Origin of the sequence: Streptomyces sp. AM 4-1-1, assembly GCF_029167625.1 — a bacterium.
Lineage (GTDB): Bacteria > Actinomycetota > Actinomycetes > Streptomycetales > Streptomycetaceae > Streptomyces.
On sequence record NZ_CP119145.1, the window covers coordinates 7,101,551 to 7,120,893 of the forward strand.

Genomic DNA, 19,343 nt, shown 5'->3' on the forward strand with positions numbered 1-19,343 from the left:
GGGCGTGGCGTCCGCGCGGCCCGTTCTCGTAGCTCGCGGGGGATTTGGCTTGATCCGGGAGGCGGCGGCCGAATCGCTCGGGCGGCCGCTCGCGTCAAGCCTTTCCCGTTCGCGGCGATGCGTCTCGCCCCATAGCACTCGAAGGCGCCAACTCGCAGGCTATACAGGCCAATTCACTCCATCGTGATGTGACCCGGCATCACCTCAAGGTCGCCGCAGTGTGGCATTCGTCACTTCCGTGACAACTCACGGGCATCGACCTGTTGCGCAGAGTTCCCGAAGTTACTGGTCAGGTAGGTGTGACGCCGCGTGCTCAGTGACTGTAAGGGGTCGCTTGAATGCCCAACGTGAAATAGGCGTGGGTACGCATGCGTGTTCGCAGCGTTCGGAAGGTTGAGTGGTTCACGCCGGATCACACCTGTTCCGGCGCAACCCCCTCAACGGAGAGGATCAATGTTCGAAGAAGTCGGCGACGATGACAGCCAGATTCCGCAGGATGGCTGTCTCCCGCTGCCCCTGGAGTTCGAGGCGCTCTACCTGAGCAACCAGGTGGCGTTCCACGACCTGGCCCTGGCGGTCCTGGGGACGAACGACGCGGCGGAACGCGCGGTGCACCGAGGGTTCCTGGAGATCCTGAGGCTCTGGGACAAGTTGAAGGCGGAGAGCGAGGACCTCCAGCAGGAGGTCCGGGCGATCATGCGGCGCACCGTCATATCCGAGGAACTGCTCTCCCTGCGCCAGCGGATGGCCGCCCTGGACAGCGGCACCGGCCTGTACGAGGCGCTCGGCAACCTCCCACCGCGCCAGTTCGACGTCATGGTGCTGCGCTACATCGGCGGCCACAGCACCAAGCGCATCGGCTGGTACATGGGCCTCACGGCGAGCACCGTCGACCACCACTGCCGCCAGGCTCGCAAGCGGCTGTCCCCGAAGTACCACCGGATCCTGCAGGACACACAGGAGGGCACATCGTGAGCACTTGGGATGAACGACTGGCCGGGGCCTCCATATGCGAACCCCGCCGCACCTTCGACGTCGCCGACGGGTTGCGCCGCCTGGCCCTGGAGGCTGGCTACCTCCCGATCGCAGCGCCCGCTCGGCCCGAAGTCATCCGGGCCCGCCGCCGCCTCGGGGTGGTCGCCGGCTGGAGTGTGACGGGCACCGGGGCCGCCGCGCACATGAAGAAGCTCACCGACATCCTGGACGCACCCGATCCCGCCTTCACGAACTGGGCCGACGGCGACCTCGACCTCGACGGGCTGTTCGTCTTCGCCTGCTCCCTCGCCGGGCCCGCACTCGCGGGCATCTCGCTCGCCACCGCCGTGTCCCTCCACACCGGCCTGCCCGCCGCCTACGTCCGCCCCGCCCCGAAAACCCACGGCACCTTTCGGCAGATCGAAGGCGCGGACCTCGACGGCCGCCGCACCGCCCTGATCGACGACACCGCCCGCAGCGGCACCAGCCTCCTGCACAGCGCCCGCCTCCTGCGGATCGCGGGCGCCAAGGTCGCTACCGCCTTGTGCGTCCTCGACCGCGACGCCGGCGCCACCGCCCTCCTCGCCGAGCACCGGCTGCCCCTGACCGCACTCCTCACCGACCCGGGAAGCACCACGTGACCCGGCAGGCGGCGCTCTTCGACCTCGACGGCGTCCTCCTCGACAGCGGCCCGTCCGTACGAGCCACCCTCGCCGCGGTCACCACGTGCGCGACCGGCCGCCGCACCACTGCCACCGACCTCCCACCCACCGCGCTGCACCGCCCCCGCACCGAGGTCCTGGCCCTCCTCGGGGTGGCCGATCCGGACGACGCGTGCGCCCGCTGGTGGGACGGCGCCCTCGCCAGCCGGCTGCCCGACGTGTTCTCCGGCGTGCTGGCGGGACTGCTGGCCCTGCACGCGGAAGGGGTCGCGGTCGGCGTGGTCACCCTTCAGGACCGCAACCGGCTGTCCTGGTACCTGCCGGTTGCGCTCGCCGACCTGCTGGACGTGGTAATCACCCGGCAGGACGCGCCCGCGAAACCCGCACCCGACGGACTGCACGCCGCCCTTCACCGGGTCGGCGCCCGGCCCGAGGACGCCGTGTTCGTCGGGGACAGCCCCGGCGACATGACCGCCGCCCGCGCCGCCGGCATCGTCGCGCTGGGCGCCGACTGGGGCTGGCACCCAGCGCCGGTCCTGCACGCTGCGGGCGCCGGTCAGGTCCTGCCGGACCCCACCCGCATCGGCCCATCCCTCCCGCACCACCCGCACTACCTGCCCCAAATCGCTGCGAACTGACCCGTCCGCGCCACTACAGTGGAAGGGCACCCCTCCCGGGTGCCCTTCCACGCTTTCACCACCGAGGGACACGGAAATGCGCGTGATGCGGCGACAGGCTCCAAGCGCCGATCGGGACCACTGAACAAGCCAGCGGTCCGGGTCGGCGCTCATCCCCGAGCCCCCGTCGCCCACCTCCTCCCTTGTGAGCCACCTCGTGTCTACGCCCCCTCCTGCCGGCCGTCTGCGATGGACCGACGTCCCCGTCCCCCTGCGGGCCCGCCTCGAAACCGCACTCGACGCCCCCGTCACGGACGCGATCACCCCTGCGGGCGGCTTCGGCCACCAGCTCGCCGCCGCCCTCACCCTCGCCAACGGACGCCGGTACTTCGTCAAGGCCGCCCCCACCGACGACCCGCTCACCGCGGCCAACCTCCACGAGGGCACCGTCCTCGCCGCCCTGCCGCCAGGCGCCCCCGCCCCCGAAGTGGTGGGTGTTCACCACGACGCCGACTGGACCGCCGTCGTCATGGCGCACCTCGACGGCCCCCACCCCGGCCTCTCCCCGGCCTCCTCCGACCCCGGACAGATCTGGGCCCTGCTGGACAAGCTCACCTCCACCCCCGCCCCGGCCCCGTACACCGCGGCGGTGAGCACGACGCCCTCCACGTCGGCGGCCCTGCACGGCTGGGACAAACTGGCCGCCGAGCCACCGGTGGACCTCTCTGCTGCCGCGCGCGACCTCCTGCCACACCTTCTCGAACGGGAAGCTGCCTGGCCCGCCCTCGCCCACGGCGACCGCATCGTCCACGGCGACCTGAGGGCCGACAACATGGTCCGCGACCACCACCTCGGCGTGACCTTCGTCGACTGGGCCCACGCCACCACCGGCCCCGCCTGCATCGACGCAGCCTCCCTCGCCCCGCAACTCGTCCTCGCCGGACACGAGCCCGCTGACATCGCCCACCTGCTCCACGAACACCCCGCCACCGCCGAGCACCCCGACACCACCACAGCCTTTCTCGCCGCCCTCACCGGCTACTGGCACCGCAACGCACGCCTCCCCGCACCCCCCGGAGCCCCCGGCCTCCGCGCCTACCAGCGCCGCGCCGCAGCCGCCGGTCTCGCACTCCTCACCCACCGCCTGAAGTGAAACTTGCAGGCTCCACTGCCTGTCCCGTGATGGTGGTGGCAGCTCGCCCTTGAGCGAATCGCTCCGGGTACGGGTACGTACCCGTACCCTGTGGGGATGGGAAGGAGCACGATGATGTCTGATGCCAATGTCCGTATCCCGGAGGAAGCGAAGGACCGGCTGGCCGCGATCGCGGCTGCGGAGGGGTTGTCGCTGCGCGCGTATCTGGCGCGACTGGCGGAGACCTTGCTAACGCCGGCGGAGCGGGCCGAGCGGGCCGAGCGGGCGCGGGTGGCGTTGAGGGACTGGAGCGGGTACGCCCCTTCTCCGTCCGAGCAGGACGACCTGGACCTTGAGCTCGACCGGCGTCTAGCGCGGGCGGCTGGCAGGTGAGTGATGCCATGCACATCATCCTGGACGACACGGCGATGGCCGCGGCCGGGGAGGGCAACGTCCTCGCGTCCCGGCTGATCCATCGGGCGCACGCCGAGCCGGGCTGGTTCCTCTACGTTCCGGCGTGCGCGCTCGTCGAGGCCGACCGGGCCCGGCCCGGCACCGCCGAACACCTCGCCTCGCTGCCCGGGATCACGGTCCTGGACCTGGACCTCGCCGCCGCGCTCGCCGTCGCCCGGCAGGAGAGCTGGGCTGCCGCACACAGCCTGTACGCGGCGCAGCCGACGCCGGACCGCCCGGACGGGGCGTTCGTCGCGACGACGGCGCCGGAGCGGTGGGCCGGTGAGCCGGTCCGCGTTCTGGACCTCACGTCCTGACCACTGCTGTCCGAACCGGCAAAGTGGCATCCACATGGCTCGCTGGTTCAGGTTCGCCGGGCAGGCCAGGATTTGAGTCCCGAGCGGTCCCGATTCGTTCTGAGTGACGTGCACATTGCCTGATCCCAGAACTTGCCCGGCCCAAACAAGTGAGCATGCTGGAAAATGTTGCCTGGATCAGTAACTTTACTGGCTCGATAAAGTCCGCGCTCCAGGCAAGTTTGCTTGTGACGTGTGTGATGATGATTCCGTGGAATCACCCCTGATCAGAGAGGCACACCTGCTGGAACAGGGCATTCATGTCCTGAGCGGCCTGCTGGGGCCGGAGTGGCAGGTCACGCAGCGCCCGAACAAGAGCAAGGTCTTCGACGCTGCTCTGGAGGTGAGGGCGGAGGGGGACAGTACCTTCACGCAACTGCTGGTGGAGGTGACCCAGGCAGTCCCACCGCGGCTCGTGGCGGAGCGGCTGGTGCCCAGGGTTGAGCTGCTCCGGGAGGTCAACCACTACACAAATCTGCTGATCATCGCGCCGTGGATCTCATCTCAGGCCCGGGAACTGCTGCGGCAGAACGGCATCGCGTACTTGGACCTGACGGGCAATGTAGACATCCGAGTGTCGCGGCCGGCCATCATCATCCACACCGCCGGAGCCGAGAAGGCACCGAGGTCAGCTCCCCGGGAAACCAGCAGAACCACTCTGGCAGGGGCGAAAGCAGGACGCCTGGTACGCCTTCTCGCCGATGTGCCACCGCCTCACCGCGCCACGGACTTGCACCGGATCTCCCGGCTGAGCCTCCCGTACGTGTCTCGGCTCCTGGACACCCTGGAAGACCAGCTCCTGATCCGCCGCAAGGGAAGGATCATCGCGGACGTCGACTGGGCTCAGCTTCTGCGCGCCCGCGCCCAGCAGACGTCTCTCCTCACCGCAGGGGCCTACCAGGGTTTCCTGGCTCCCAACGGCATCCCAGCCCTGCTGCGACAGATCCCTCAGCTTTCCACGGAGTACGTCGACGGTCTTTGCGTCACCGGCTCCTACGCCGCCCAGCGCTCTGTTCAGGTCGCCGTGGGAGGCCAGCTGATGCTCTACATGGCATCTTGGCTGGACATTGACGACGTGGCCGACGAACTCGGCCTCTTGCCGGTCGCAGACGGCGCGGACGTCCTGCTCCTGAACGAACCTGATTCCTTCGTCCGGCAGCGGTCCGAGTTGGTTGACGGCGTGCAGTGCGCCGCGCCCAGCCAGGCGGCACTCGACTGCCTGGCCGGCCCCGGCCGGATGCCCGCCGAGGGAGAGGCTCTCCTGCACTTCATGGAAGAGCACCCTGAAGAGTGGCGCAGTGTCAGGAGCACTGCCCTCACGCCACCTGATCGGCACTAACCTCGCCGTTTCAGTTGGGGTTGCTGGGCGGCTGAGCAGGGTTGTTTGAGACCGTGTCGGCGGGTGGGCATGGTGAGGGCCCGGCGCGGGGTCGGGTTCTCCGAGGTCCTTGAGTCGAGGTGGGCGGGGGCGGCGGGTCAGTCGGCGGGGCGGGGTAGTGCGGTCAGGCGGTGGAATGCCGCGGCGAGCTCGTGTCGCCAGGGCCAGGTCGCCGATATCCGAAGGTGGAGGCGGCGGCCGCCCCGGGTGATCCGGGCGGCGACGTGCAGGAGCCGGTAGCGGAGTTTCTTGGGTTCGGCAGCCGCGAGTTCGCCGTCCAGCAGGAGGACGCGGGTCCAGGCCAGGAGGTCGATCGCCGCGAGGCTCAGTTCGAGCCAGACGGCGTTGACGCCGAAGCGGCGGGAGGGGAAGCGGCCGAAACCGGTGGTCTTGCTGCACCGGATGTGGTCTTCGACGCATGCGTGTCCGCGGTGGCGGACCTCAAGGAACTGGGCCGGGCCGGAGGCGAACGGGGTGTCGGTGAGGAACGCCTGGTGCCGCATGCCCTCGTCCCGGTCGAAGAGCGAGAGCTGGGCTCCGGGGTGGGGACGTTCACGGCGGACGATGATGCGGGTGCCGGCCGGGTAGCCGGCAAGGTCGGTCATGCCGGTCAGCTCGGCGACCTCGGCGGACTCGCGGAGGGTGCCGTCCTGGTCCAGAGCGGGGTGCCAGACCTGGTCAGGCAGGGCGCGGATCGCGCGGCGGACCGGCTCGGTGACCGCGTACCCGACCGAGAAGAAGGTGCGGATTCCTCGTGTTCGCAGGTTGCGGACGTGGGTGAGGAAGGCTTTCGCGGATCCGGCGCTGTCGGTGCGGATCAGGATGTCGGTGCCGTGTCGGTGGGCGTCGGGGACCTGCGCGAGAGCGTCGTCCAGCACCGCGATGTGGTCCGCGGCCGTGTTGGCTCCGGCGTTCCCGGGCCGCAGCCGGCCCGACATGCCCTCGCCGGTGTTGGCCAGGAAACACACCAGAGGATGGAAGCCGAAGCCGCCTTTGTAGGTGGGTGCGGCCGCCTCCTTCTCGGAGTGGCAGGTGATCAGGGTGGCGTCGATGTCCAGGACCAAGCCGGGCAGTTCCTGTCCGCCGGCTTTCGCCGCCGGTATGCCACAGCTGGTCTCGGATGCCTGGAACCAGGCCACTTCCCGGGCCTGGGCACGGGCCGAGCGCAGGCGGTCCAGTACGCGTTCGTCGACGCCGGCCAGCAGGCGCCAGGCAGTCGGTGTCGAGGCGACCGGTCCGAACACCTCGCCCTGGTCGCGCAGCACGGTCAGATCCGTGATGGTCTCGCCGCCGTCAGCGAGCATCACCGCGAGGTCGGTCGCGATCCGGCCCGGGTCGTGGCCGGTGCCGCGTGGCCGAAGCGGCCTCAACGCGGTGGAGTATGCGCTGGTCAGCCCGGTGACGTCGGCGAGATCAGCCAGTAGCCGAGCCCCGACGTGCCCGACGACCCCCGCACCGTCGGTGGAGACATGAAGCCTGGGACGAGAACCGATACCCTGCACGCAGAAAGTGCCTTCCACCTGGACCGACAGAACCCCTCGACAAGGTTCATCGTCCCAGCTCAGAAGGCACTTTCGCGTTACCGGCCAGCAACTGGCCTCACGCCAGGCGAAACGCCGAGGCTAAGATCGCAACGCAAGCAGACCAACGGAGAAGCGCGAGGCACCATGTCACAGGCCCCGGCGGGCGTCGACCCCGATCAACTGACGGTGGTGGCCCGACGTGTTCTCCTCGACGGCCTGGTCGCACTGAGCCCTCACCTCGATGCCCTGACGGTCGTGGGCGCGCAGGCTGTCTACCTGCGGACCCCGGAGGCGGCGCTACGCAACTCGCCTTTCACTTCCGACGGCGACCTGAGCATCGACCCCGCGCTCCTCGAGGAAGAGCCCCTTCTCGATGAATCTCTGCTCAAGGCAGGCTTCACGTTGAAGAAGGACAACGAACCCGGGCTCTGGGAACGGCAGGAGACCGTGGGCGACCAGGTCGTGCCGGTGGAGTTGGACCTCCTTATTCCCCGGCAGCTCTCGCCCAAGAACGGCCGCCGCAGCGCCAAGGTGCCGCCGCACGGAACGATGTCCGCGCGCTGGATCGAGGGCCTCGAGGTCGCTGCCGTGGACCGCTCTCCCCTGCCCGTCAAAAGTCTCGACCCTGCCGACGACCGGTCGATCACGGTCAACGTCGCCGGCCCCGCGGCGCTCCTGGTAGCCAAAGCCTTCAAAATCACCGACCGGCTCAGTCAGTCCGAAAAGCGCCCGGACCACCTGACCGACAAGGATGCTGGCGACGTCTTGCGCATCATGATGACCACCAGGGCACGACAGGTCTCCGACCTGTTCAGCGTGCTGCGCAACGACCCACGCGTGGGCGACGTCGCGACGGACGGACTGGAGAAGCTGCGTCAGCTCTTCGGGGGGCGAGGCACGCCCGGCGTCGAGATGGCTGTCAAAGCCCTCGCGGGTTCCCTTGAAGAGGACCGTGTCCGCACACTCGCCCCTGCCTTCATCACACGCCTGCCAGAGTAATTCCGGGGTCGACCTCGACTGCGGTTGGTGCGGATCCGTCACCTAGGCCGGGAACCGTCGGATGGGGCAATCATCCCGACCACGGCCCGGACCCATGAGTCAACTCGCGTCATGACCTCTGCTGTACCGATCTGTGAACGCGATGGCCCCACCGGTTTCGGCGGGGCCGTCGCGTTGTTCATCGGGGGCCTGCGGCCAGGTGGTGGCGGCGGTCTGTGACGAGGGTGCGCCAGCGGTCGCGGGTGGCTTCGGGTCCGTCGAGCCATCGGGTCGGTGAGGGGTGGGGGAGGGGGAGTGCGGCCATGAAGTGGGCGATGTCGGTGTAGTAGGCGTAGTCGCCGTCGCGGGTGAGGTCGTGCAGCCGGGAGATCGTCGCGGCGACCGCGTCGTCGCCGAGGACGGCGTGATGGAAGGCGGCGGCGAGTTCGAGGGTGGGTGTCGTGGAGGTGAGGCCGGCGGCGTCGATTTCGGTGCGCAGTGCCTGGACGCGGTCGTTGAGGGAGGGGGTGCCGGCGTCGCGGATGAGTGCGGCGATGGCGGCGTTGAGGGTGCTGGCGCGCAGGTTGAGGTTGCTCAGGAGCTGTTGGGCCAGGGCGAGTTCGTCGTCGGCTTGATGGGGGTCGTGGAAGGCGGTGGCGAGGGCGCGCAGTGCTTGGTTGTGTGCGGCTTCGCCGCTTTTCGTGTGCTGTTCGGCCTCGGTGCGTCCGGCGAGGTAGGCGGCGGCTGCGCGGGCCGGTTCTCCCTGGAGCCAGTACAGGTCTCCCAGGACGCGCTGGTGGCGGCCTTCCCAGCCCAGGGTCTGTGCGGCGGCCAGGGCGGTGGGGAAGTCGCCGGCGAGGCGGGCGGCCTGGGCGAGTCCGCGGCGGGCGGCGGGGGCCAGGCGGCCGGCGCTGTCGGCGACCTGCTGGTAACCGTGGCGTGATTCCTGGCTGCGGCCGATGTCGCGGTAGGCCTTGGCCCGGTAGTAGAGGGCCATGTCGTGCAGTTGTGCGGGCAGCAGGGCGGAGTCGATGACCAGGGTGAGCCGGTGGACGGTCCGCGCGCGGTGTTCGCGTTGCCGGCGTGCCAGGGTGCTGAGGGTTTCGACCAAGGCGTCGGCGGGTGTCTGCAGGGGGGTGGTGTCGTGGTCGTGGGCGGGTGGGGCGAGGGGTTCCCACACGGAGTCGCCGACATAGGCGAAGGCGGCTTCGGTGAGCCAGTCGAGGTCGAGGGCGAAGTCGCGGGCCAGGCGCAGTCCCTGGCGCAGGCAGCCGACCAGCCCAACTCCAGCGCGACGTCGCCCTGAGCCAGCGACTCGGAGCGGACGTGCACCTGCTCGCCTCGATCACCCCAGTCGACGAGGCCGTCCGGAATGCCGCACGGGAACTGTGCGACGCAGCCGGACTGAAACTGGAGGTACTGGACCAAGCCGACCTTCGCCCAGTCGCACACAAGCCCGCCCCTGCGACCGCGGCCGACGGCCTCGGCTGGCTGCGTACCGCAACGGCTGACCTGACCGCGCTGATCGAGAAGGGCAAGCCCGTCAGCCACGGCCAGGTGGCGCGGATCCTGAAGACCGCGTCCGGCGGAGCCGCCCCGGTGCCCGGACATATCGCGGTTCTCTCCTGGGCGCTGACCGAGCACGGAGATCATGCCGCAGACCTGCTAGTCCGAGTTCTCGGGGGTGCTCGATGCTGCGATCCAGAAGCACGGCGCGGGCGGCCGGATGGCGTAGAGGCAGCTACCGGCCTCCGCACTGGCGCTCACTCGCCAACTGAAGCGCTCAGTGTGCGACACGAAGTCGCTCCAGGTAAGTGAGGACAGCCACGTGAAGGAGGTATCGATCGGCTGAACTTCGGGCCAGTGTCCAGGGCCCGTCCCCGCGCTCCCATGCGTCGCTGGCAACGGCGGGGTGTGAAGCGGAGCGGTCAAGCCCAAGGGCACCTCGGCCATCGAGGAGCAACAGGCGAGGGGAAGGCTGGACGGGCGAACGCAAGTGAACCCTCGATGATGCCCCGTGACTGCTAAGACCGCTCGATGGTTCGAAAGCGGCGGTCACAGGACCCGGTGCTGCAAGGCACCAAGCGACCTTCGGGTAACTGAGCCCGGAGGGAGGACACCGCTGGTCCCGGGGTAGAGGGGGCGCCCACCCCAGCCGCGTCTTACTGGTGCGGAACGTGGAAACCCCGACGGGGTCCAAGCCCAGGCTTGGTAGGCCGACCGCAAGGAAGGCTGAAGTCCCCGGCGGGAGAAGGAAGATCCAAGAAGCGAAGGCCGGCAGGCCGAAAGGCCAGAGGAAACCGGGAGTTGGGACCTTCACCCGCTCTCGCATAACTCGCCGGATACGGGCCCTGGTGGCCCGGCTCGAAAGGGCGCCCACGTGGATCAGGTGAGCCTTTGGAGTCACCACTGCAAGGACGCTCGAACCGAGGGACAAGTTAGGCATCGGAGGCGAACATGGAGATCACGACACCTGTCGTGACATCCTCGCCTGCGGTGAACGGACCCGAGGACGACTTACTCGACTGGCACGGCATCGACTGGGCCATCTGCGAGGAGAACGTACGGCGGCTGAGGCAGAGGATCTTCAAGGCAACGCAGGAAGGGGACCTGAAGAAGGTCCGCAACCTGCAGAAGCTCATGCTGCGAAGCCACAGCAACACGCTGGTCAGCGTGAAGCGGGTGACGCAGCAGAGCAGTGGTCGCATGACCGCTGGCATCGATGGGGAACGGGCCCTCACGCCGAAGGCGAGAGGCACGCTGGCGGCCGAGATCCATCGGTCGTCGATGCCCTGGAAGGCCAGGCCGGTCAAGCGAGTGTTCATCCCGAAGAGCAACGGGAAACAGCGACCGCTCGGCATTCCGGTCATCCGTGACCGGATTCTCCAGGCCCGCGTGAAGAACGCGCTGGAACCCGAGTGGGAAGCACGGTTCGAGCCGAGGTCCTATGGCTTTCGGCCCGGACGCAGCTGCCAGGACGCGATATCCGCGATCTTCTGGACGGTGAAGGGCAAGAACCCGAAGCGTCTGTGGGTCCTGGACGCGGACCTGGCGGCGGCGTTCGACCGCATCGACCACAACCACCTCATGACCATGCTCGGCCAGTTCCCCGCCAGGGACCTGGTCGCGGGCTGGCTGAAGGCGGGCGTGATCGACCGCGGCCGGTTCGCACCGACCGAGGAGGGAACTCCGCAGGGCGGTGTGATCAGCCCGCTGCTGCTGAACGTTGCTCTGCATGGACTTGAACAGGCCGCAGGGTGCCAATACACGGTGCGGGCCGGGCGCGAGCCCGGCGCCATGCCGGGCACTCCGGTGCTGGTGAGGTATGCCGACGATTTCGTCGTGCTCTGCCACGACGAAGCAGAGGTGCACCAGGTCAGGGCTCGGCTGGAGGACTGGCTGGCGCCGAGAGGGCTTCGCTTCAACGAGGAGAAGACTCAGGTCGTCCACCTCGGTGAGGGGTTCGACTTCCTCGGCTTCACCGTCCGCCGCACGGGCGGAAAGCTGATCATCAAACCGAGCACAGCGGCTTGCGCGAGGCTCCGGGCGCGACTGCGGACCGAGGTCAAGGCCCTGCATGGGGCGAACGCCGAGGCCGTGTTGCGCAGGCTGATCCCGATCGTTCGCGGTTGGGCGGCCTACTACCGGGCGGTGGCGTCCACGACGACGTTCTCGTCGTTGGATCACTACATGTGGCGGTTGACCTTCAAATGGGCCAGACGCCGCCACCGCAACAAGTCGAGGTACTGGGTCGTGGACCGGTACTTCGGAAGGTTCCACCCGTCCCGGCGTGATCGGTGGGTGTTCGGCGACCGCGACAGCGGTGCCTTCCTCATCAAATTCGCCTGGACCGGCATCGTCCGCCACCAGCTCGTCAAGGGCGGAGCGTCCCCGGACGACCCCGCATTGACCGGCTACTGGCGGGACCGCCGCCGCAGGAAAGCGCCGCCGCCGATGGACAAGACGAGTCTTGTCCTGGCGGTCCGGCAGCAGGGGCTCTGTCCTCTCTGCAAGCAGGCGCTGATCGTCGGAGCCGAGTACGAACCGGACAGCCCACGCGAGTGGATCAACTGGTTCGCGGCCTCGAAGAAGATGCTCCACAAGCATCACTTCACCTACCGGCGAGACGGCGGCACGGACGAGCGGACCAACCTTCGCCTCGTGCACTCCGAATGCCACCGCCAGCACCATGCTGGCGACGGCAAACGGATCACGTAATCCTGCTGACCTGCGAAGCCCTCGTGGCTTGCTTGAGCCGGATGCGCTGAAAGGTGCACGTCCGGTTCTGAGGGGGCCGGGTCACGGCAACGTGATCCGGCTACCCGACCACAGGCCTTTACGTCTTCACCGGCCGCGCAGCAAGGGAGCCCAAGCTAGTTCGGTCAACGGGACATTCGCTGCCCCGTTCTTCAGCCGGAAGATTTCAAGTCCAGTGAGACGGTCGTGATGCTATGAGGTTTGTGGTGCGGGTTCCCTGCGCTTGGCTGGGTCGTTGATCCATGCCTGCTGGGGTATCCGGGGTGGTCGGGGGCGGCGGCCGAAGCGTTCGGGGTGGCGGATGTATGCGTCGGCGAGGGTGACGGCCCGCTGGTCGCGGACCTCCTCGGCGGTGCCGAAGTGCACGCTGGCCGGTGTGTGCCAGCCGATGCCCGAGTGCCGGTGTTCGTGGTTGTAGTACGCGATGAATGCCTCGAACCACTCGCGGGCATGGGCCAGCGAGTCGAATCGTTCGGGGTAGTCGGACATGTACTTCGTGGTCTTGAAGTGTGCCTCGCTGTAGGGGTTGTCGTTGGAGGTCTTCGGCCGCGAGTGCGACCGGGTGACGCCGAGGTCGACCAGCAGCTGCGAGACCCTCTTGGAGGTCATCGAGGTGCCGCGGTCGGCGTGCACGGTCTGGGGCACGATGCCGTTGCGGATGATGGTCTCGCGGATCAACTCCTCGGCCCGCACCGCTGATTCGGCCCGCTCAACGGTGTGGCCGACGATGTAGCGGCTGAAGATGTCGATGATGACGTAGGCGTGATACCAGGTGCCCTTGACCGGTCCGGCCGCCTTGGTGATGTCCCAGGTGAACACCTGCGAGGGTCCGGTTGCGACCAGCTCGGGCACTGCTTTGGCGGGATGAGCGGCCTGCCGTCGGCGCTCACCGGACTGACCCTGCTCGCGCAGGATCCGGTACATCGTCGAGACGGAGCAGTAATAGCGGCCGGCGTCCAACTCGCGGGCCCAGATCTGGGCGGGCGCCAGTTCGGCGTACTCGTCGCTGTTCATCAGTTCCAGGACGGCAGAGCGCTCCTGGTCCGTCAGGGCCGAGGGCTGCACCTGCGCGTGGGAGCGGGGTGCGCGGACTGTCGGGGGCTTGAGGCTGCGATAGTGCGTGGCACGTGAGCGACCGGTCAGCCGACACGCGGCCGTGATGCCCAGCTGAACCTCGACGCCGGTGAACGCCTCGTCCACGACAGGGACTGCGGCAGGCTTCAGTCCGCGCTCTCGGAGATCATTTCCAAGAGCGCGGAAGCTTTTCCCATCACCTCGAGTGCGGCCCTGTTCCGGGCCAGGTCCTTCTCCAGCCGTGCCACCTGCTGCCGCAGTTTCTCGTTCTCCACCTCCGCGGCGGACTTCTTCCCACGGGCCGGGCTCGTGCGGCGGTCGACCAGGTTCTCCAGGGCCCGGGCGTCCCGGGCGGCCCGCCATTCCTTGACGTGCGAGTGGTAGAGCCGTTCCCGGCGCAGGACCGCGCCCTTCTCGTTCCTGGGCGCCGCGTCGTACTCAGCGACGATCCGCAGCTTGTACTCCGAGGTGAAAGTGCGGCGCTTCGGCCTCGGTGCCGGGTCGGACCCGACCGGTTCAGTGCTGGTCATAAGGGGCGATTCTCCTGTCCTACCCTCTCAGGCTAACCCGACAGAGCGGGATGTCTCACCCAAGGCTGGCAGAGAGGGAGCTGGACCCCCGACAGCGACCCCGCCTCGTCGAGATCATCCAGAACCTCCGCGAGCGCATCACCGAAGCCCGCGGAAACGGCTGGCTCGGCGAGGTCGAAGGACTCCAGGTCAGTTTCGACGCCGCGATGGCCAAGCTAAACAGCCTCAAGAACAGCCGCACCGACGGACGTCCCCAGCTGGTCGACCTCGGCATTCCCCTCTTCATTGACCACGCACCATCACCTGCGCCGGGACTACCAGAACACGAGCCTCAAGGCTGATTCCTTCTGCACCAACGCGGCCGTCGGCCCCGCACTAGGCGGGGCCGCTCTCTCACCACTTCACGCGGTTGAAGTGGGCTGTTGTGCTGCGACGAGCAGGCGACACTGCATGGCCTGCTCGTCGACTCCGCCATCCTTGCCGGGCTCTACCCGATACAAACAGGCCTGAGGCGTACGCGTCACGGAGTCCGCCAGCAGACCGCCCGTGAAGAGGGCGCCGACACCGTCCTCGACCGCCCAGCCAGCCGGAAGCGCGCGGTCTGCCACGGCTGCCTGATAGGACAATCGTCGGCCGGGCTCACTGTCGTAGTGCGGGCAGACCGAGCCGGACAACAGGCCCAGCCCGTCCGAGAGGTGAGTCAGCGGCCCGAAAGAGTCTGTATGCGATCCCTCGGCCCAGCAGTTGGCACCAGCGCTGATGCCGCACAGCAAGGTCCCCCGGTCGAAGGCCTCGCGAAGTAGCCGATCCACGCCGTGCGCGCGCCAGACCGCCAGCATGTTCGCGGTGTTACCCCCACCTACATACACGACGTCTTGAGAGAGCAGGAACGTGCGCAGGGCATCGTCATCGAGCTCCCGCCGAAAGAGATGCAAGACGCTGGGCTCGCAGGAACGTGACTGGTACGCCGAGAAGAACTGCTCGATGTAGGCGGGGGCGTCGCCACTGGCTGTCGGAATGAAGCACACCCTGGGGCGAGGAACGGGCACCTGATCGAGCACCCAGTCATCCAGCAGCCCATCGTCGTCGGTGGAGAAGCCGCCTCCAAGGAGAGCCAAACGACGTTCCGGAACGACAGACACGAGGGTGCCTCCTCAGATCAAGATTCAGACGCGCATGATGCCCTGAACCGTGCCAAGCCATCGGCTCCGTCCGCAATCGAATAGCCCCTCTGACTGCCCGAGGCCCCATCATCCAGGGCTGGCCACGGCCACCGCAGACGTCGAATGGCGGCAACAGGTCAGTCCGCGACCCACTCCTTAGTCCGGAAAAGGGCATCTGGACTCACCGAACTCCTGGCCCGAGAACTCCGCGACCGCGGCCGCGAGGTCGTAGTCGAGCACCTGCACGTCCATCTGCCGCGCGTCCTCAAGACGCCCGCCGACACCCGCACCGCCCACCCCGAGCAGGAGACCGCCCGATGATCCGTCGCATGTTCAGCCGTTGCGCCACCACATCACGCGCCGTCGCCCCCGAGGACCAGGCCGTCGTCGACGGATTCCGCGCGATGCTCGCCGCCGTCCGCAACCCGCAGCCCTGGACGCCCGACCTCGCCCAGGACATCGCCGTGAGGGTCGGGACGTTCATCGAGCGCGCGCACCCCCGCCCCGGCGACGATCAGGGCACCGAGACGATCGCCGTCTCCCTGGTCCACCCCGACACCCCGCACGCCGCGGCCTACCTCCACGGCCACCAGCTCGGTTACAACGCCAAGGGCTGGCTGCGCTGCGAGACAACCGCGATCCTCGGCACCTGGCAGCCGGCCTACGCAATGCTCACCCACGCCGCCGCCAACCTGCCCCTCCCCGCCGACATCGGCATGACGCCCGCCCACTACGGCGTCCACGTCGAAGCCCGCCGCGCCGACGGCACCGGCTACACCCTGCTGCGCCTCGGGCCGTACTTCCAGACCTGGGTCGCCTCCCACGACGCCGACCACCTCAACACCGAGCTCGCGGGCCAGGCGGCCACCGTCCTCCCCGGCTTCACCGTCACCGCGAAGAACGCGCTGTTCGACGTCAACGACCACGAGAGCTACACCGACCCGTACCTCACCGACATCACCGCCCTCCTCGCCGACGCCATCGCGGAGGTGAACGCGTGACCACCACGCCCCTGTACGAGATCGAGACCAGCGAAGGCGACGACGGCACCACACCCCGTCGAACAGCGGCTTCGTCACCCATCACGGCCTGAACATCGCCGGAATCGATGACGCCACCGAGGACCACCTCTACCCGGTCGCCTTCATCGTCCTCGGGCACCACCGGTGGGCCGACGCCATCGAGGGAGCCGCCGCATACATGGCCCATGTCCACACCTGGCGCAACCTCCACCTCTACCCGGGCGACGACCCCTCGGAGCTCATCCCTCGCATCCCGCGCGCCGTCCAGACATGGGGTGTGTTCTTACACCATCCCCACGCCGATCACAGGTGCGCCTGCGAGTGGGACGACACCTGGCGCGTGGTCTGGGCACCCGCCACCGAACCCGGCGTCGTCCCGATCACCGCCCTGCGCCACCCCGCTGCCCCGGCGACCGCTGCCAGCATCCCCAACCCCGACGAAGGCGCCCCCGCTACCTGGGCGGCCTGACACACGCGACCGGCACGACAAAGACCCGGCTTCCCCACTGACTGCGGGGAAGCCGGGCCTTTCCTCGTTCTTGGGTCTTCGCCAGGTCAAGACCACCTGCTCATTGCCCTCAACCGATCCGGTGTTGACCGCGGTCAACACACCGTGGGTGCTGCCACGACGGGCCACGCTGATCGGGCCAGGAGGCGACCTGCTAGACGTGCTCTCGAAGAGCCTCGATCAGAGCATTCAGCTCGGCTGTAGAGAGAGCCGAAGCGATCGTCGCCGCTTGAGCTGCTGGCGTCTCCCCGAGCTCCTTCATCAGGACCTGCGCGTACTCCTCAGCCTCCCCGGTGTGCTCCGCCGAGCGACCCTGAGACGGCACGGACGACTGAGCGGGCGGTTTGGAGACCGAGGAGCCCGAGTTGGCTGACGCCTGGCGCGCGGGCACCGGCGGGGAGCGGAGGTGTTGACCGCGGTCAACACCTCCGGCGCCTCGTCGCCCGGCTTCGTGCCTTCCGCCAACGACTCCGACGTGTTGACCGCGGTCAACACGGATGGCTGCCCATTCGTGGGGCCGCCCGCGCTGACGGTCTCCGTGTTGACCGCGGTCAACACGCCTCCGCTCTTGGCTGCCCGCAGCAGCTTCTTCTCTTCGTCCCGCTTCTGTGCTTCTGCCTCCCGGTGCGAGGCCAGGTGCTCCATGAGGTCGGCGCTGCTCAGACCTGGCTGAGCCTTGAGGCGACGAGCCAGCAGACGGCCTTCCCGTTCGGGCAGTACGCCGGCACTGAGCTTTTCCTGAATGCCTTCAGGCAGGGTGAGCAGGGCCAGCTGGTTGGTCACCCAGGCCTTGGACTTGCCCAGCCGCTCAGCCGCCCGAGTCTGGGCGCCGGCGTCGCCCTCTCCAGCGCAGACCTCTACCAGTGCTTGGACACCACGAGCCCGCTCGACGAGATCGAAGTCCTCACGATCGAGGTTCTCCTTGAGGAGAAAATCTACGAAGTCTTCCCGCGACGAGGCGAGATCGTTCCGCACCACGAAGTCGAGCGCCTCGAGCCCCACGTGATCCGCACTGCGGTAGCGGCGCTCCCCGTTCACGAGCACGTAGTCGGCCCCGCCGACGTGATCAGCGTGCTCGGGCCACAGGGACAGGTATGCATCGCGCGATACAGCGACACACGCTGCGAGCTGTACAGCCCGCAGCTCCTCACCGAAACGGGCCTTCTGCTCGTCCGTGCCGAAATTCCGCCGAGGGTTCAGGGGAGTGGGCTTCACCTCCCTCAGGCGGAGCCGCACCAGCTCGTACGACGGCACATCACCCTGCGCCACTGCTTTGGCCCGCCCACGGTCACTGCGACCGCGCGGCACCTTGTTGAACGATGACCCAGTCCCCAGACGGTCCGCGGCCTTCATCCCTTCACCGCCAGAGCCACAGTCCGCATCGCCTCGGACTGCTCACAGTTCGGCGCAGAGGAAAGCAACGGAGCCTTGAGACGGTTCGCTTCACGCTGCTCCTTCCGCTCAGGGACCACGGCCAGAACCGGCGGATCACCGATGGCCTTCCAGCTTTCGAGGGACGACGTAGCGATGAAGCCCTTGCGGCTGTCGTACATGTTGACGACGAACCCCAACTTGGCGATGGCCACGTCCAGGTCCTCCGAAAGGTCCTCGATCTGGTCGTACAGCATGTCGTAGGCGTCGGCCGAGCTGTCCTCTGCCAACACCGGGATCACCACGCCTGACGCGCTGGCTTCCTCACCGTCCCGCGTGCGGGCGTAGTAGAGCGCCGTGTCCATCGAGTAGCCCAGGCTGGGCGGACAGTCGATGACGATGAAGTCGAACTCGCTCTCCAGCGGCTCCAGCGCCTTCTCGAGGGCGATCTCCTTGATACGAACATGACGCGTCGTCGCCAGCTTCGCATCCAGCAGGAACGCGTCCTTGCACCCGGGCAGGAGGAACAGCCGGCCGCCGAAAGCACCCTCTTCTATCGGCACCAGCAGGTCACGCAGCGCACCCTTTCCCTCGCCAAGCATGTGCTTGGCCAGACTGGGCTCATCGATGGCGAGCATTTCGTAGCCAAGCTGCTTGGTCAGATGGCACTGAGGGTCGAAGTCGACGAGTAGGACGCGCTGGCCGATCTCCGCGAGAGCCTCCGCCACACCGGCTGACGTCGCCGTCTTACCGACACCGCCCTTCTGGTTCCCGAATACAAGACGCCGCGCACCGGTCGTGCGGGGGGCACGGCGGGGCGACGGGTGACTGTCGAGCCAAAGCCGGATCGACTGGGCGATGCCCTGGTTGAACGGGATCCCTCGGGCCTTGCAGTCGTCCTTGAACTCCCCGTAAAGGCCTGTCGGGAGATACGTGGCGAACGAACCGCCGCCCGACGTGTCGACCTGAGGGCGAGGAGCGTCGGCGCTGCGCCAGGCATGGACGCCTTCCGTAACGGCATCTTTGATATCCACGCCCAACTCTGCGGCACGGACCTTCAGTTCCTGTCGCAGCGGCGCGGGGAGCTTCGCAACTACCTTTTCCCGATCATCGGGACTGTATGGGGCGGTCATGCGGATACCTTACTCACCTATTGCGCGGGCGTAGCCGGACAACACTCGTCCTCACTCACTCCGTAATGCGGTAACTCCGTCGTGCTCGGGGTGCTCACAGCGACAGAGCGCTGGCCTACCACCGGCACCTGAGACGTCGTGCCTGCCGATGTAACGCCAGATGACTCCGATGTGCCCCCATGGACGAGGTGATCTCGTAGACGCCGGGGGC

19 protein-coding genes are annotated in these 19,343 nt (G+C 68.0%); 12 read left to right on the forward strand and 7 right to left on the reverse strand.

The window, feature by feature from the left end:
• The first annotated feature begins 453 nt into the window (after nt 1–453).
• The 7 genes from PZB75_RS30300 (at nt 454) to PZB75_RS30330 (ending at nt 5,534) form a co-directional block, all read left to right on the forward strand.
• A complete protein-coding gene (locus tag PZB75_RS30300) occupies nt 454–975 on the forward strand; it encodes a sigma-70 family RNA polymerase sigma factor (RefSeq protein ID WP_275538487.1) in 522 nt (173 codons plus the stop codon).
• Entirely contained in the window at nt 972–1,616 is a 645-nt protein-coding gene (locus PZB75_RS30305; protein WP_275538488.1) for a hypothetical protein, read from the forward strand. Before PZB75_RS30300 ends, PZB75_RS30305 begins: the two co-directional genes overlap by 4 nt.
• The gene (locus PZB75_RS30310) at nt 1,613–2,275 is read left to right on the forward strand and encodes an HAD family hydrolase (protein ID WP_275538489.1); all 663 of its coding nucleotides are present in this window, start codon (nt 1,613–1,615) and stop codon (nt 2,273–2,275) included. The genes PZB75_RS30305 and PZB75_RS30310 overlap by 4 nt, the downstream gene beginning before the upstream one ends.
• A 196-nt stretch (nt 2,276–2,471) precedes the next feature.
• Nucleotides 2,472–3,407, forward strand: a complete 936-nt coding sequence (locus PZB75_RS30315; RefSeq protein WP_275538490.1) for a phosphotransferase — start codon at nt 2,472–2,474, stop codon at nt 3,405–3,407.
• Between the two features lie 114 nt (nt 3,408–3,521).
• Nucleotides 3,522–3,779, forward strand: a complete 258-nt coding sequence (locus PZB75_RS30320) for a hypothetical protein (RefSeq protein WP_275538491.1) — start codon at nt 3,522–3,524, stop codon at nt 3,777–3,779.
• 8 nt (nt 3,780–3,787) lie between these two features.
• Nucleotides 3,788–4,156, forward strand: coding sequence for a hypothetical protein (locus PZB75_RS30325; protein ID WP_275538492.1), 369 nt, complete (start codon nt 3,788–3,790; stop codon nt 4,154–4,156).
• Between the two features lie 250 nt (nt 4,157–4,406).
• On the forward strand, nt 4,407–5,534 hold the full coding sequence (locus PZB75_RS30330; RefSeq protein WP_275538493.1) for a hypothetical protein: 1,128 nt from the start codon (nt 4,407–4,409) through the stop codon (nt 5,532–5,534).
• Nucleotides 5,535–5,671: 137 nt separating this feature from the next.
• Here PZB75_RS30330 and PZB75_RS30335 read toward each other — a convergent pair whose 3' ends face one another.
• Nucleotides 5,672–7,093: an IS1380 family transposase gene (locus PZB75_RS30335; RefSeq protein ID WP_275538494.1), complete on the reverse strand. Its 1,422-nt coding sequence runs from the start codon at nt 7,091–7,093 to the stop codon at nt 5,672–5,674.
• Nucleotides 7,094–7,240: 147 nt separating this feature from the next.
• Between PZB75_RS30335 and PZB75_RS30340 the strand changes: the two genes are divergently transcribed.
• Complete coding sequence (locus PZB75_RS30340) at nt 7,241–8,095, forward strand: hypothetical protein (protein WP_275538495.1); 855 nt, start codon at nt 7,241–7,243, stop codon at nt 8,093–8,095.
• Nucleotides 8,096–8,273: 178 nt separating this feature from the next.
• Here PZB75_RS30340 and PZB75_RS30345 read toward each other — a convergent pair whose 3' ends face one another.
• On the reverse strand, nt 8,274–9,254 hold the full coding sequence (locus PZB75_RS30345; protein WP_275538496.1) for a hypothetical protein: 981 nt from the start codon (nt 9,252–9,254) through the stop codon (nt 8,274–8,276).
• Nucleotides 9,255–10,531: 1,277 nt separating this feature from the next.
• Between PZB75_RS30345 and ltrA the strand changes: the two genes are divergently transcribed.
• On the forward strand, nt 10,532–12,292 hold the full coding sequence (ltrA, locus tag PZB75_RS30350) for a group II intron reverse transcriptase/maturase (RefSeq protein ID WP_275538497.1): 1,761 nt from the start codon (nt 10,532–10,534) through the stop codon (nt 12,290–12,292).
• A 231-nt stretch (nt 12,293–12,523) separates the two neighbouring features.
• Here the strand turns inward: ltrA and PZB75_RS30355 are convergent, their stop codons facing one another.
• Both PZB75_RS30355 and PZB75_RS30360 read right to left on the reverse strand, forming a co-directional pair.
• Entirely contained in the window at nt 12,524–13,531 is a 1,008-nt protein-coding gene (locus tag PZB75_RS30355; protein WP_275533212.1) for an IS3 family transposase, read from the reverse strand.
• 20 nt (nt 13,532–13,551) lie between these two features.
• Entirely contained in the window at nt 13,552–13,935 is a 384-nt protein-coding gene (locus PZB75_RS30360; RefSeq protein ID WP_275533213.1) for a hypothetical protein, read from the reverse strand.
• A gap of 50 nt (nt 13,936–13,985) precedes the next feature.
• On the opposite strand from PZB75_RS30360, the gene PZB75_RS30365 reads away from it, so the two are divergent.
• The gene (locus tag PZB75_RS30365) at nt 13,986–14,276 is read left to right on the forward strand and encodes a hypothetical protein (protein WP_275538498.1); all 291 of its coding nucleotides are present in this window, start codon (nt 13,986–13,988) and stop codon (nt 14,274–14,276) included.
• A gap of 60 nt (nt 14,277–14,336) precedes the next feature.
• Here PZB75_RS30365 and PZB75_RS30370 read toward each other — a convergent pair whose 3' ends face one another.
• Nucleotides 14,337–15,077 (reverse strand): peptidase E, encoded by a 741-nt coding sequence (locus PZB75_RS30370; protein WP_275538499.1) that lies wholly within the window; start codon nt 15,075–15,077, stop codon nt 14,337–14,339.
• A 338-nt stretch (nt 15,078–15,415) separates the two neighbouring features.
• Between PZB75_RS30370 and PZB75_RS30375 the strand changes: the two genes are divergently transcribed.
• On the forward strand, nt 15,416–16,099 hold the full coding sequence (locus tag PZB75_RS30375) for a hypothetical protein (protein WP_275538500.1): 684 nt from the start codon (nt 15,416–15,418) through the stop codon (nt 16,097–16,099).
• A 199-nt stretch (nt 16,100–16,298) separates the two neighbouring features.
• Nucleotides 16,299–16,589, forward strand: a complete 291-nt coding sequence (locus PZB75_RS30380; RefSeq protein ID WP_275533223.1) for a hypothetical protein — start codon at nt 16,299–16,301, stop codon at nt 16,587–16,589.
• 300 nt (nt 16,590–16,889) lie between these two features.
• On the opposite strand, the gene PZB75_RS30385 is transcribed toward PZB75_RS30380, so the two are convergent.
• Together PZB75_RS30385 and PZB75_RS30390 are read right to left on the reverse strand one after the other, a co-directional pair.
• Complete coding sequence (locus PZB75_RS30385; protein WP_275538501.1) at nt 16,890–17,981, reverse strand: ParB/RepB/Spo0J family partition protein; 1,092 nt, start codon at nt 17,979–17,981, stop codon at nt 16,890–16,892.
• Nucleotides 17,978–19,132, reverse strand: coding sequence for a ParA family protein (locus tag PZB75_RS30390; protein WP_275538502.1), 1,155 nt, complete (start codon nt 19,130–19,132; stop codon nt 17,978–17,980). Before PZB75_RS30390 ends, PZB75_RS30385 begins: the two co-directional genes overlap by 4 nt.
• Nucleotides 19,133–19,343 lie beyond the last annotated feature (211 nt).